Origin of the sequence: Nocardioides xinjiangensis, from assembly GCF_017916385.1 — a bacterium.
Lineage (GTDB): Bacteria > Actinomycetota > Actinomycetes > Propionibacteriales > Nocardioidaceae > Nocardioides > Nocardioides xinjiangensis.
Window position 1 is genome coordinate 609,636 of sequence record NZ_JAFMSW010000001.1, and the last position, 12,896, is coordinate 622,531.

At 71.7% G+C, this 12,896-nt stretch carries 10 protein-coding genes; 5 read left to right on the forward strand and 5 right to left on the reverse strand.

Going from position 1 to position 12,896, the window contains the following annotated elements; translation table 11 throughout:
• Positions 1-160 precede the first annotated feature (160 nt).
• Both J3P32_RS02920 and J3P32_RS02925 read right to left on the reverse strand, forming a co-directional pair.
• A complete protein-coding gene (locus J3P32_RS02920; RefSeq protein WP_210438359.1) occupies positions 161-3,595 on the reverse strand; it encodes an Rne/Rng family ribonuclease in 3,435 nt (1,144 codons plus the stop codon).
• Between the two features lie 322 nt (positions 3,596-3,917).
• On the reverse strand, positions 3,918-4,646 hold the full coding sequence (locus J3P32_RS02925; protein ID WP_210438360.1) for a TIGR03936 family radical SAM-associated protein: 729 nt from the start codon (positions 4,644-4,646) through the stop codon (positions 3,918-3,920).
• Positions 4,647-4,822: 176 nt separating this feature from the next.
• On the opposite strand from J3P32_RS02925, the gene J3P32_RS02930 reads away from it, so the two are divergent.
• The 3 genes from J3P32_RS02930 (at position 4,823) to J3P32_RS02940 (ending at position 8,337) form a co-directional block, all read left to right on the forward strand.
• A complete protein-coding gene (locus J3P32_RS02930; protein WP_210438361.1) occupies positions 4,823-6,037 on the forward strand; it encodes a lipopolysaccharide biosynthesis protein in 1,215 nt (404 codons plus the stop codon).
• A 66-nt stretch (positions 6,038-6,103) separates the two neighbouring features.
• The gene (locus J3P32_RS02935) at positions 6,104-7,459 is read left to right on the forward strand and encodes a hypothetical protein (RefSeq protein ID WP_210438362.1); all 1,356 of its coding nucleotides are present in this window, start codon (positions 6,104-6,106) and stop codon (positions 7,457-7,459) included.
• Positions 7,459-8,337 carry a glycosyltransferase family 2 protein gene (locus J3P32_RS02940; protein WP_210438363.1) on the forward strand — a complete coding sequence of 293 codons (879 nt, stop codon included), beginning with the start codon at positions 7,459-7,461 and terminating at the stop codon, positions 8,335-8,337. Before J3P32_RS02935 ends, J3P32_RS02940 begins: the two co-directional genes overlap by 1 nt.
• Positions 8,338-8,356: 19 nt before the next feature.
• Here the strand turns inward: J3P32_RS02940 and J3P32_RS02945 are convergent, their stop codons facing one another.
• Positions 8,357-8,989, reverse strand: a complete 633-nt coding sequence (locus J3P32_RS02945) for a class I SAM-dependent methyltransferase (RefSeq protein ID WP_210438364.1) — start codon at positions 8,987-8,989, stop codon at positions 8,357-8,359.
• An 84-nt stretch (positions 8,990-9,073) separates the two neighbouring features.
• Here J3P32_RS02945 and J3P32_RS02950 point away from each other — a divergent pair, with 84 nt between their 5' ends.
• Both J3P32_RS02950 and J3P32_RS02955 read left to right on the forward strand, forming a co-directional pair.
• A complete protein-coding gene (locus J3P32_RS02950; RefSeq protein ID WP_210438365.1) occupies positions 9,074-9,754 on the forward strand; it encodes a glycosyltransferase family 2 protein in 681 nt (226 codons plus the stop codon).
• Positions 9,751-10,158 carry a DUF2304 domain-containing protein gene (locus tag J3P32_RS02955; protein ID WP_210438366.1) on the forward strand — a complete coding sequence of 136 codons (408 nt, stop codon included), beginning with the start codon at positions 9,751-9,753 and terminating at the stop codon, positions 10,156-10,158. The genes J3P32_RS02950 and J3P32_RS02955 overlap by 4 nt, the downstream gene beginning before the upstream one ends.
• A gap of 57 nt (positions 10,159-10,215) precedes the next feature.
• Here J3P32_RS02955 and J3P32_RS18370 read toward each other — a convergent pair whose 3' ends face one another.
• The gene (locus tag J3P32_RS18370; protein WP_210438367.1) at positions 10,216-11,832 is read right to left on the reverse strand and encodes a glycosyltransferase family 2 protein; all 1,617 of its coding nucleotides are present in this window, start codon (positions 11,830-11,832) and stop codon (positions 10,216-10,218) included.
• A complete protein-coding gene (locus J3P32_RS02965) occupies positions 11,829-12,872 on the reverse strand; it encodes a class I SAM-dependent methyltransferase (RefSeq protein WP_210438368.1) in 1,044 nt (347 codons plus the stop codon). The genes J3P32_RS18370 and J3P32_RS02965 overlap by 4 nt, the downstream gene beginning before the upstream one ends.
• Between the last annotated feature and the right edge of the window lie 24 nt (positions 12,873-12,896).

The following is a 12,896-nucleotide window of genomic DNA, read 5'->3' on the forward strand; positions in this document are numbered from 1 at the left end:
CTTGTGCTGGGGGTCTGCGCACGACACCGCCTGGACTTCGGGCGAGTACGCCGCGGGGCGGGCGCGCAGGATGGTGCGAACACCGAGGGTCAAGACTACGGGATCGGGTGGCGACCGGGCAAAACGGCGTCAGGTGGGCACCGGGCCCCCTCCCCCGGGATCAGCGCTTGCGCGTGCCCTTCTTCTTGATCGGGACGTGCTCGACGGCAGGCGCGTCCACGGCCGGCTCCTCGACCGGGGCGTGGGCCGGCTCGACGGCCACGGTGCCGGGCTCCACGACGCCCGAGACAGGCACCGTGCCGACACCGGACGTCGCCGGGACGGCCGGCGGGCCCGCAGGACGGCTCGCCGCCCGGCGACGGGTGCGCGTGACGACCCGCGGCTTCTCGGGCTCGGGCGCCTGCTGCTCCGGCGCCTGCTGCTCGGGCGCCTGCTGCTCGGGCGCCTGCTGCTGGGGCGCCGGCTGCTCCGGTGCCGACTGCTCCGGCGCCGGCTGCTCGGGTGCCTCGGAGCCTTCCGGCACCTCGGCCGGGGCCGCCTCGGCGCCCTTGTCGTGGCGCGCCATGGCGGCGACGTCCTTCGGCGACGGCGCCTGCAGCGGCTCCGCGGGCCTCGCGCCCCCGTTGCCGTTGCCGTTCGAGCTGCCGTTGCCGTTCGAGGTGGCGTTGTCGTCGTCGCCGGCGGCCGACCCGCGGCGCCCGCGGCGGCGGTTGCCGCGGCGGCCCTCGCCGCCGTCGTCGGACTTGGCGTTGGGGTCGACGGGCTGGTCCTTGATGACGACCCCGCGACCGTTGCAGTGCTCGCAGTTCTCGCTGAACGCCTCGACCAGGCCGGTCCCGATGCGCTTGCGCGTCATCTGGACCAGGCCGAGCGAGGTCACCTCGGCGACCTGGTGGCGCGTGCGGTCGCGGCCCAGGCACTCCACCAGGCGGCGGACCACCAGGTCGCGGTTGGACTCCAGCACCATGTCGATGAAGTCGACGACGATGATGCCGCCGATGTCGCGCAGACGGAGCTGCCGCACGATCTCCTCGGCCGCCTCGAGGTTGTTCTTGGTGACCGTCTCCTCGAGGTTGCCGCCGGAGCCGGTGAACTTGCCGGTGTTGACGTCGACGACCGTCATGGCCTCGGTGCGGTCGATGATCAGCGAGCCGCCCGAGGGCAGCCAGACCTTGCGGTCGAGGCCCTTGGCGATCTGCTCGTCGATCCGGTAGGTCGCGAAGACGTCCCCGCCGGTGGTGCCGCGCTCGAACCTCTGCACCCGGTCGGCGAGGTCCGGGGCCACGGACTCGACGTAGCCGTGGACGGTGTCCCAGGCGTCGTCGCCCTCGATGACGAGCTTGGAGAAGTCCTCGGTGAACAGGTCACGCACGACCTTGAGGGTCAGGTCGGGCTCGCCGTAGAGCAGCTGCGGGCCGGATCCCTTGTGGGTGGCCTTCTTCTCGATCTCCTCCCAGCGGGCCTTGAGCCGCTCGACGTCGCGCGTCAGCTCCTCCTCGCTGGCGCCCTCCGCCGCGGTGCGCACGATGACGCCTGCCGTGTCGGGGACGATCTCCTTGAGGAGGGTCTTGAGACGGTTGCGCTCGGTGTCGGGCAGCTTGCGCGAGATGCCCGAGGTGGTGCCGTCGGGGACGTAGACGAGGAAGCGGCCCGCGAGGCTGACCTGGCTGGTCAGGCGCGCGCCCTTGTGGCCGACGGGGTCCTTGGTGACCTGCACGAGCACCATCTGGCCGCTGGAGAGCACCGACTCGATCTTGCGGGGCTGGCCCTCCTTGTGGCCGAGCGCCTGCCAGTTGACCTCACCGGCGTAGAGGACGGCGTTGCGGCCCTTGCCGATGTCGATGAACGCCGCCTCCATGGACGGCAGGACGTTCTGCACACGGCCGAGGTAGACGTTGCCGATGAGCGACGTCTGCGACTCGCGGGCGACGTAGTGCTCGACGAGGACCCTGTCCTCGAGGACGCCGATCTGGGTGAGGTCGTGGCGCTGCCGGATCACCATCACCCGGTCGACCGACTCCCGGCGGGCGAGGAACTCGGCCTCGCTCACGATCGGCGCACGGCGACGGCCCGCCTCGCGGCCCTCGCGACGGCGCTGCTTCTTGGCCTCCAGGCGCGTGGAGCCCGAGACGGCGGTAATCTGGTCCTCGGCGGAGCGGGTCTTGCGGACCCGCGTCACGGTGTTGGCGTCGTCGTCGTCCGGCGCGCCCTCGTCGCCGGCGCGGCGGCGACGCCGGCGGCGCCGGGAGGATCCCTCGCCGTTGCCCTCGGCGTTGCCCTCGATGGCGTCGCCCTGCGTCGTCTCGGCCTCGGCGTCGCCCGCGTCCGCGGCCTCGGTGCCGCCCTCGTCGGACGCGGCCGCGACCGTGCCGGCTGCGGCGTCGCCGGCCTCACCGCTGTCCGAGGACTTGCGCCGGCGGCGGCCCCCGCGACGACGACGTCGTCGCCCGGTCCCGCCCTCGGCGTCCTCGTCCGCGTCGGTGGTCTCGGCGTCGGCCTCGGCGTCGGCCTCGGCGTCGGCGTCGGCGTCGGCGTCGGTCTCGACGTCGGTCTCGGCCTGGGTCTCGGCCTGGGTCTCGGCGGCGGCGTCGGTCGCCTCGACCGCGGCTGCCTCGGCGTCGAGGGCCTCCTCGTCGCCGTCCACGGGCGCGCTCGCGAGGGCGACCGGCTCGGCCGGCTCCTCGGAGCCGCCTTGGGTCGACCCGGCTGGCCTCCCGCCGGTCGTGCCTGACCTCGAGCCGCGCGACCTCTTCTGTGCGGTCTTCCGGGCGGGCCTGGCGGCTGCGTCCGGCCCTGCCGGCGCGTCGACGTCAGGGGTCGCGCCCGTGGTCTCGACCGGCGCCTCGGCCGCGGTCTCGGGGGGCGTCTCGACCGGCACCGGGGTGGGCTTCTTGCGGGCGCGCCGCGTGGTGGTCACGACGGGCGCCTGGAAGAGGACGGCATGCCCGGTGGCAGCGTCGCCGGGAGTGGCGTCGGCAGACGCGGCCGCCGCCTCGGTGGGCGTGTCGGGGGCGGTCTCGGCGGCGGTCTCGGGGGTGGTCTCGGTGGGGACGTCAGCGGGCGCGTCCGCCGCCGCGGGGGACGCGGCGGTCTTCTTGGCCGTCGACCTCCCCGGGGCGGCCTTCTTGGCGGGCTTCTTGGCGGCGGCCGACTTCCGGGCGGCCCGCTTGGGCGGCGCGGAGACCTCGGCGGCCTCGGCCGCCTCCACGGCCGCCTCCAGCTCGGGGGCCACCACGGTCGGGGCGTCGGCGGTCGGGGCGTCGGCGGTCGGGGCGTCGACGGCCGGGGCGTCGACGGCCGGGGCGCCGGCACGCTTGGCGGTGGTCTTGCGCGTCGTCGTCTTGCGGGCCGGAGCCTTGCGGGCCGCGGTCTTCTTCGCCGGCGGGTCGGCCGGCGCCTCGGACGAGGCGGCGGCCGCAGCGTCGGGGTCCGGCGCCGCCGGGGAGGCGGGGGCGGCCGCAGCGGCCTTCTTGGCGGGCGACTTGCGCGTGCGTCGCGTCACCACGGGTGCAGCCGGGGCGTCGGCGGCAGCGGGGGCATCGCCCGGGGCCGCGGTGCCTGCTTCGGTGCGGTCGGGCTGGTCGTCATCGAGCATGTGGTGCTCCTCAGGCACCGTGGCGGTGCCGATACGGCGTCCGCCGCTCTCGTGTGACGAGCCCGGGGACGCAAAGCTTCAGTGGCGGCGACCCCCTCCGCGTGTGCGTCTCCGGGCGACCGGTGCGCCACCCGCCGCGGTCGCCGGGCCACGCCGGAGTCGCTGTCACCGACTCCTGTGGCCGCGTCGCGGTCCGGTGACGTCCACCCACCCGGGGTGCCGACCACGGGTGTGGCCGGCGAGAACGTCGTCGGCTCGACGGATCCCGACGGTGTCGGGGCGTCGAACGTGGCGAGTATCGCACACCCCCGGACAACGAGTGCTATGCGCGATGCGCCAGTGGGTCGCCGACCTCGCCTGAGTCGAGCAGCGGTCCCTGGGCCAGCCGGGTCATCAGCGGGGCCGGCCCCGGTGCCAGGCCCACGACGGCCTCGAGGCCCCGCAGGACGTCGTCGGGACGTACGGCAGGCGTGCCGTGGCGCAGCACGACGTCGAGCGACGCGCGGCCCTGCTCCGCTCCGTCGGCCGGTGCGACGACCAGCGAGACCACGGCGCGACGCGCGTCGAACTCGCGCATGCCCTTCTTCGTCATGCGCTCGACGAGCACCTCGTCGGCGGCCAGGAAGCGGGTCACGCCGTCGGCGAGCGTGTCGTGGTCCACCCCGAGCTCGATGCGCCAGCGGCTGCCCTCGAGCAGGTCGGACAGTGACCCGCCGGGCGACGCGACCACCTCGAGGACGTCGAGGCCCGGCGGCAGCGCCTCGTCGAGCACGGCGTGCACCTCGGCGGGGTCGACGACCTCGGCGAGGGCGAGCTCGAGGTACTCCGCCTCGCTCGCCGATCCGGTCGGGGCCGCGCCCGCGTAGGAGATGCGGGGATGGGGGTTGAACCCCGAGGAGTAGGCCATCGGGATCCGGGCGCGGAACACCGCCCGCTCGAAGGCCCGGCTGAAGTCCCGGTGGCTGGTGAACCGGAGCCGTCCGCGCTTGGCGTAGCGCACCCGCAGCCGCTGGACGGGTGGAGCCTGCTGCTCTGGCTGCTGCTGGGGCACGGCTGACGAGCCTAGCGCGTGCACCCCTCGTCCCGGCGCCACCTCGTCGTGCAGCGCACCGCGATCCGGCTACGCAGTGGGCACCGACGCGCCGAGGCTCGGTAGGGTGCTCGCATGGGTCCACGCCGTTCTCCCGCCACCGGATGAGGACCCGTCCCGGATCCACCGCCGCGCGAATGCGCACCGAGATCAGCCTGGCGATGGCGTCCATGGCTCTCAACCTGGCGACGTACGCCCACACCGTGCTGGCCGCTCGCTACCTGGGTGTCGACTCGTTCGGGGCGTTCACCGCGGCGATGAACGTGCTCATCGTCCTCAGTGTGGTGTCCCTGGGCCTGCAGACGACTGTGGCGCGCCGGGTGGCCGCCGACCCCGGGGCCGCGGCTTCGATCGCGCACACGGCGTTGCGCCTCACCTACGCTGCTTCGGCTGTCCTAGGACTGGCGCTGGCAGTGGTCAGCCCGCTGATCGACAGCATCCTGCGCCTCGACAGTCCGGCCGCTGCACTCCTGATCGCGGCGGGCGCGGTCCCGCTGACGATCATGGGTGGCCAGGCGGGAGTACTGCAGGGCGAGCGCCGGTGGGCCGATCTGGCCTGGGTGTATGCGGCGTCCGGAGCCACTCGTCTCGCAGTAGGCACCGCTCTCCTGGTCTGGCAACCGACCGTAGCGTGGGGCGTAACGGGGATCGTCGCAGGCATGTGCGCCCCGGTCGCCCTGGGCTGGTGGCTCCTGCGGGCTCGCACCGAGGAATGGCGCACGCGGTCCACGGTCCCGCGAGGGCGTCTCCTGGGAGAGAGCCTGAGGGGCGCTCAGGCGCTGCTCGCCTTCATGGCTTTGAGCAACCTGGACGTGGTGGTGGCCCGGCACGCTCTCTCCGGTGAGGCGTCCGGGTTGTACGCCGCCGGGCTCGTGCTCAGCAAGGCGGTGCTCTTCCTACCGCAGATGGTGCTCGTGCGCGTGTATCCGGCGTTGTCGACGACGGCGAACAGACGGCGTGCCCTGTCCGCGAGCGTGGGCATCATCCTCGCGCTGGGCCTGTCGGCCGCGGCGGTCACGGCCCTGCTCCCGAGCCTCGCGCTGGTGTTCGTCGGCGGCGCGGACTTCGCGGAGGTCGGGGACCTGCTCTGGCTCTTCGCGCTGCTGGGCACCGCCCAGGGGGTCGTCCAGCTCTTCATCTACTCGGTCCTGGCCAGGGCAGCCACGGGTCCCACCCTCGTCACCTGGGCGGCGCTGCTGGTCATGCTGCTGATGGGGTTGCAGATGGAGACGGTGCGTCAGATGGTCGTCCTGCTGATCGTGGTTAACGCCCTGCTCCTCCTCGTGCTCGCCGTCATGACGCGCAGAAGTTGGGCTCGCGGGAGGACGGAGCCTTCCGGCGCAACCTCCTGACCGCCAGGTCGCCTCACCCAGGCCTGACCTCCAGGGGCGGGCCGTCGCGCCGTTAGGGTCCTGCCCATGGCAGAGACGGAGGAAGCGCCCGCCCGCGAACGCCGATGGCGGGGACGGGACGACTGGTGGGCGGTGCTGGTCCTGATGCTGGCATCCCTCGTCTTCACGACCGACCAGGTCACCGAGCACGAGATGATGTCGCCGATCGACGAGTACCAGTACGTCGGCTACTACGCGTCCGTGCTCGACGAGGGCGTCGTGCGGCAGGGCACGGAGATGCCTCTGTACGCCCGGCAGTACATGGTCTGCCATGGAGTCCGCGCCATCCCCGAGATGGGCGTCAACCCCGACGCGTGCAAGAAGCCCAACAGCATCGGCTACCCCATCGCCGGCGGCACCACAGCCGACCTCTACACCCCGCTCTACTTCTGGAGCATCCGGATCCTGGCGCAGCCGATGATCTGGGCGGGGGTGGACTTCGTCGACGCCGGCCGCGCCGCCGGCGGCGTGTGGCTGGGCATCGGAGCCATCTTCCTCTACCTCGCCATGCGTCGGATGCGTACGCCCGTCCCCGTGGCACTCGGCTTGGGCCTCGTCCTCGTCGGCTCGCTGCCCGCCTACTGGGGCAACACCTACATCTCGACCGACGCAACCGCGCTCGCGTCTGGTGCGGTCGCCGCCTGGCTGACGGTGCGAGCCCTGCAGCGGGTGCGCGGGTCCCTCGTGCTCCTGCCGATCGCCGCCGCTGTCTTCACGCTCTTCAAGCTCCAGAACCTCATCGGGTTTGTCGTCGCGGCGACCGTGCTGGTGCTCGCGACGCTGGTCGACGTGGGCCGCGAGAACACCGGTGCGCGGACGCGCGTGCGCGCGTTCCTGCGTGACCGGCGACTGCTCACGGCGATCGCGATCGGAGTCGCGTCGATCGTCGCGCAGGGCATCTGGCTCTGGATCCGAGCCTCACTGGCCGTCGGTCCGCAGCCCGCGCTCGGCCTCGTCGTCCCCCTCGAGAGCAAGCACCTGGTCCTCGAGCTCGGCAACTTCCTGCCCCTCATGGCCCAGGGTGCGCTGGCGCCGTACGCCACGGGACCCGCCAGCCTCCCGGTGTACGCCGTCGGCACGCTGCTGGCGATCGGCGGAGCGGCCGGACTGGCGATGTCGAAGGGCGTGCGCGTGGGACATCGCATCATCGGCCTGGCGACCGTCGTCGTCGCCGTCCTCGCCGCGCCCGCGCTGGCGATCGCCATCGGCGTCATGGAGGACGTCTACATCCCGATCCCCAACCGCTACGGCGCGTCGCTGCTCCCGTGGGCGCTGCTCTCGGCCGCGGTGCTCGTCGACACGCGGCAGCGGTGGGGCCGCTACGCCCTCCTGGCGCTCGGGACCGTGACCTGGGGCGCGGCGCTGATGATGGGCGAGGCCTGATGGAACCCGGGCGAACCGTGCCCTTCCTGCACGTCGTCCTTCCCTACTGGGGCGATCCCGACCTGCTGGACCGGGCCGTCGACAGCGTCCTCGGCCAGTCCGACCCGGACTGGCGCCTGACCATCGTCGACGACCACTACCCCGACCTACGGGCGCAGGAGACGTACGCCGACCACCCCGACTCCCGGATCGACTACCTGCGCAACAGCGAGAACATCGGGCTCACGCGGAACTTCGAGCGCTGCCGAACGGTGGCCGACGGCGAGCTCGTGACGTTCCTCGGCGGCGACGACCTCCTACTGCCCACCTACGTCGCCGAGCTGCGCTCGACACGCGCCAGGCACCCGCACGCCACCATCTTCCAGCCTGGGGTCCGGGTCATCGACAGCACCGGCGAACCCAGCTTCGGGCTGGGCGAACGGGTGAAGGCGTGGCTGGCGCCCTCAGGGCCGCGCCCGGTGGTCCTCTCAGGCGAGGACCTCGCCACGAGCCTCATGCGCGGCAACTGGCTCTACTGGCCGTCGCTCGCCATCGCCGGCGCAGCGGTGGATCGTCATTCCTTCCGCACGGACCTGCCCATCATCTTGGACCTCGCCTTCATCATGGACATGGTGCTGGACGGGGCCGAGCTGGTCGTGCTTGACGCCGTCACCTTCTGCTACCGCCGGCACGACGACAGCGCCTCCTCGGTCAGCTCCCTCCAGGGCAGGCGCTTCGACGACGAAAAGCTCTTCTATCGCGAGATGGTGGAGCGGCTCAGTGCGTGCGGATGGCACCGCGCCGCCGGCGTGGCGAGGCGGCGAGTCGTCTCACGCCTCCACGAGCTGTCGCTGTTTCCAGGTATCCTGCGACGGCGGCTGCGGCATCGGAACGGTTGAGCGTCTCCGCCGGCTGTTGTCATCCCGGCTTGCGCGCGACGACGCAGAACTCGTTGTAGGGGAAGAAGCGTCCGGCGAGTCTCGGGAAGGGAAAGCTGTAGCTCTTCTCGACCGCGAGGCCGAGGCGCTTGGCAAGGTCGGCCATCTGGGGGCCGTCGGTGAAGTGCACGTGGGTGGCGTCGGTCGTGTAGCCCTTCTCCTGCGGGCAGATCATCATGACCGTCCCGCCTGGCTTCACGTACGGGAGGTAGGACGAGACGATGCCCTCCCAGTGGGCGGGGTCGATGTGCTCGAGCACGTGCGCGACGAGCAGGCCGTCGAACGACCCGGGCACCGCGACCGGTGGCCCGGCCTGCCACTCCTCGGTCGTGTACGCCTCGAGACCGCGGGCACGGCACTCCGCGATCGACTCCGCGTTGTGGTCCACCCCGACGGAGCCACCGCCGAGGTTGAGCAGGTTGCGGCCGATGCCGCAGCCGACGTCGAGGGTCCGGCCGAGGCCCTGCCGTTGCAGGTTCCAGCGGTAGGGACGCTGGACGTCGAGGACCTGCTTCCATCGCGCCGCGCTCAGCGTGCGGAGCCGGTCCGCGTACTCTCGCGAGCGTGTGTCCTGCGCATCCGGGTCGGGCGGTTCCCCCGAGGAGCCATTCATGCGCGGGACCCTACAGGTGGGGCGCCGGCAGCCGCTCCACCTGCGACTTCGTGTTCCGAAGGTCGAGCCGTAGCATGACGCCCCGTGAGAGACGTGGCGTTCGTGGTCCCGGTCTACAACGAGGCCTCGGTCATCGGCGACGTCATCGCCGACATCCTCAAGGTGACGCCCTACGCGGTGTGCGTGAACGACGGCAGCCGCGACGGCTCCGCGGCCGAGATCGTGAAGGCGGGCGCGTTCCTCGTGGACCACCCCATCAACATGGGTCAGGGAGCCGCGCTGCAGACCGGTATCGAGTTCGCGCGCTCCCTTCCCGGCGTGAACCGGTTCGTCACCTTCGATGCGGACGGACAGCACCTCGTCGAGGACGCCATGCGCATGGTCGCCCTGCTCGACGACGACGACGTCGACATCGTCCTCGGCTCCCGCTTCCTCGGCGCATCCGTCGGCGCGAGCCGGGCGAAGAAGGCACTGCTCCGCGCGGCCGTCGCCTTCAGCAACCTGACCTCCGGCGTGCGGCTCACCGACGCCCACAACGGGCTGCGGGCATTCAACCGCCACGTCGCCGACACCATCGAGATCACCGCACCGGACATGACCCACGCCAGCGAGATCGTCGAGCTCATCGCGCGCAACGGCTACCGCTATCGCGAGGTCCCGGTCACCATCCACTACACCGAGTACTCCCGCTCCAAGGGCCAGGCAAGCGTCAACGCGCTCAACATCGCGGTGGACACGCTCCTTCGGAAGGTCGGTCGACAGTGATCATCGTTCAGCTCCTCCTCGTCGCGGCGTTCGCTGCGGTCTTCTTGTACGCCCTGCGCAGCCGGACCGCCCACGGCGTGTCCGCCACCAAGAAGATCGCGTTCATGACCTTCATGCTGGTCGTCCTGGTCGCCGTCTTCTCGCCGCGACTGGTGACGGAGGTCGCGAACACCGTCGGCGTTGGCCGCGGTACCGACCTCGTGCTCTACCTGCTCGCCGTGATGTTCTGCTTCTACGTCGTCAACGACTACCTGCGGGGCCAGGAGGCGAGGAACCAGGTCCACAAGCTCGCGCGCCGAATCGCCGTTCTCGAGGCGCAGGAGCGCTACGAGGTGACCCGCGAGCCCGCAGAGGTTCCCGAGCGGGCCGCCGGGACGCATCAGGGTGCGGACGGCGACCGTTAGGACGGCGACCGTTACTGAGCTCGCGGCGCCGACACGACCGCCCCAGCGAGCGTCGGTCTAGGCGCGCGCCCTCGCCGTCGCCCGAGCACCGCCCTTGCGCCCCGCCGGCGAACGCCGGCCGCGACCGGGCACGTAGGGATCGACGAACGGCATCCCCCAGCGGCCGCGGACCAGGTCGCGCTCCCAGTCGTGCACCGCACGTTCGCGCGTGCGCGACTCGAAGTGGTAGAGCTCGACGGCGGCGACGTAGACAATGCGCTGGCCGTGGCGACGCACCTTGTAGCACAGGTCGACGTCGTTGAAGTTGGCCGGGAGCGCCTCGCAGAAGCCGCCGATCTGGACGAAGGTGTCGCGCCGCATGGCGGCGCACGCGGCGGTCACGCCGCTGGCCTCGCGGTTGATGATGAGAGCGCCGAAGGGCCCGTAGGACTCGCGCGGCAGATCCCGGAACGGGTGGAGGTAGTGACCGCGGGCGTAGGCGTGCCCGGCGTGCTGGACGGTGTCGTCGCCGAAGTAGAGGCGGGCGCCGGTCAGTCCCACGTCGGGCTCGTCGAGCGGCGCGACCAGTTGCTCGAGCCACCCCTCGGAGATCACCTCGACGTCGTCGTTGAGGAACACCAGGCGGTCGCCCGAGGCCCGCAGGCACCCCACGTTCATCTTCTCGCTGTAGTTGAACGGCCGCGTGAAGCGCACGAGGACGAGCTTGTCGCCGGCCGCCTCCTCGAGCTGCCGCAGCACCTTCCTAGGCGTGGGCTTGTCGTAGACCACGACGATCTCGAGGTTCTCGTGTTCGGTGTGCGCGAGCAGGGAGCGCACCGCCTCCACCACCATGAGCCGGCGCGAGCCCCAGATGAGCGCGGACTGGCCGATGGTCGGGATGACGACCGAGACGCGGGTGGCGGGGTCGAGCCGGCGGGTGATGCGGTAGTGCCCGGGGACGGGCCCCTGCCCGACCTCGGCAGGGAGGCCGAGACGGTCCATGTGATCCTGGACAGCCTTGGCGCCCGCGATCGTGGCGTAGGGCTTGGCGTTGATGTCGGCCGAGGCGGACCCCACCACCGCTCGCCAGTGGTAGAGCACCTCGGGGATGTGCACGACGCGGCGGGCGACCTCGCCGACCCGCAGGGCGAGGTCGTGGTCCTGGGATCCGTCGTAGCCCTCGCGGAACCCGCCGACCCGGCGCACGACCTCCGTGCGCATGACGGAGAGGTGCGAGGTGTACATCTGGCCCCGCAGGCGCTCCGGCGACCAGTCGGGCTTGCGGAACTCGTCGTACAGGTTCCCCTCGTCGTCGACCTTGTCCTCGTCGGAGTAGAGGTAGTCGACGTCGTCGTTGCGGGCGATCCGCTTCGCGTTGGCCGACAACGCGTCCGGCGTGAGCAGGTCGTCGTGATCGAGGAGCACGATGAACTCGCCCCGCGCCGCCTCGATCCCGTCGTTGGACGCGGCGACGATGTGGCCGTTGGTCTCGCGCTCGACCAGCCGGATTCGCGGGTCGCGGCCGGCGTGCTCGCGGATGAGGTCGCGGACCGCCTCGCTGGGCGAGCAGTCGTCGACCAGGATCCACTCCCAGTCCTCGAAGTCCTGCGCGAGCACCGAGGCGATCGTGTCCGCGAGCACGTCGACCGGCGGCTCGTAGACCGGGGTCACGATGGAGAAGAGGGGTGCGCTCACCGGCCCAGGGCCTTGCGTGCTGCGCGCCGCGCGAACGACGGGCGCCTGCGGAGCGCCGCGGCCTCGTCGGCGAGCTTGCGATTCCTTCGCTCCAGGCGCCCCATCCTGGTCCGCATCTGCTTCAACCGCCCGCGGACGTTGCCGAGCTGCTTCTTCGCCCGCGCGAGGTCGCCGCGGAGGCGCTCGTTGTCCCGGGTGAGTCGGGCCACCTCTGCCTCGGTGCCGACCACGTGGTCGCGCGTGGTCAGCAGCTGGTGGCGGGCCTCGAGCACCTCCGCCTCCCACTGCCGGACCAGAGCCGCCTGCTCGGCCACCTTGCCGGACACGCCGGACTCGAGCTGGTCGTTGAGCGAGCTGATGCGGCGGTGCGACTCGAGCAGGGCCTGCCTCTTCTCCATCAGCTCGGTGTTGACCACCGCGAACTGCTGCTCGTAGCGCTGGGTCAGCGTCCGCAGGGTGAGCTCTCCGCGCTCGAACAGGACCGCCCACGGCGAGAGGAACGACAGGTCCACGTCGGTGCGGCGGAAGAACCCGCGCTCGGCGAACCAGGCCGCCCACTGAGCCGTGGGACGCGTGTTGATGTGGGTGGGCTCGTCGTGGTCGCCCGGACTGGAGGAGAACAGCACGAGGTCGGTGGCGGCGGTGATGTTGTCGAGGGCGAGCTGGGCGTCCGCCGGGCTCATGTGCTCGATCACCTCGATGAAGGTCACCAGGTCGTAGCGACCGCCGAGTGGAGCGGTGGCCGATGCGACACGCAGCCGGTCGCGCACGTCGGCGTGCGCGCTGGCGATGGCGTGCTCGGAGATGTCGATTCCGGACGCCTCCACGCCCTTGGCCGCCAATGCCTGCACGAACAGCCCTCGGGCGCACCCCACGTCGAGGACGGAGCGCGGATTGGCGATCGCCACGACACGGTCGGCGAGCGAGTGGAAGAACGCGCGCCACTCCTCGTTGTCCCACGTGTAGTTGTCGTAGCCGCCCAGGTGTGCGTCGTTGTAGTAGGTGCCGGAGTAATCCTCCGAGCGCGTTCCCTCGCTCATGTGAGCGCTCCCCTGTCTGACGGC

Coding starts and splice junctions, on each gene's coding strand:
- J3P32_RS02920 (WP_210438359.1), bottom strand. CDS start 3,595: ATGCTCGATGACGACCAGCCCGACCGCACCGAAGCAGGCACCGCGGCC.
- J3P32_RS02930 (WP_210438361.1), top strand. CDS start 4,823: ATGCGCACCGAGATCAGCCTGGCGATGGCGTCCATGGCTCTCAACCTG.
- J3P32_RS02935 (WP_210438362.1), top strand. CDS start 6,104: ATGGCAGAGACGGAGGAAGCGCCCGCCCGCGAACGCCGATGGCGGGGA.
- J3P32_RS02940 (WP_210438363.1), top strand. CDS start 7,459: ATGGAACCCGGGCGAACCGTGCCCTTCCTGCACGTCGTCCTTCCCTAC.
- J3P32_RS02945 (WP_210438364.1), bottom strand. CDS start 8,989: ATGAATGGCTCCTCGGGGGAACCGCCCGACCCGGATGCGCAGGACACA.
- J3P32_RS02965 (WP_210438368.1), bottom strand. CDS start 12,872: ATGAGCGAGGGAACGCGCTCGGAGGATTACTCCGGCACCTACTACAAC.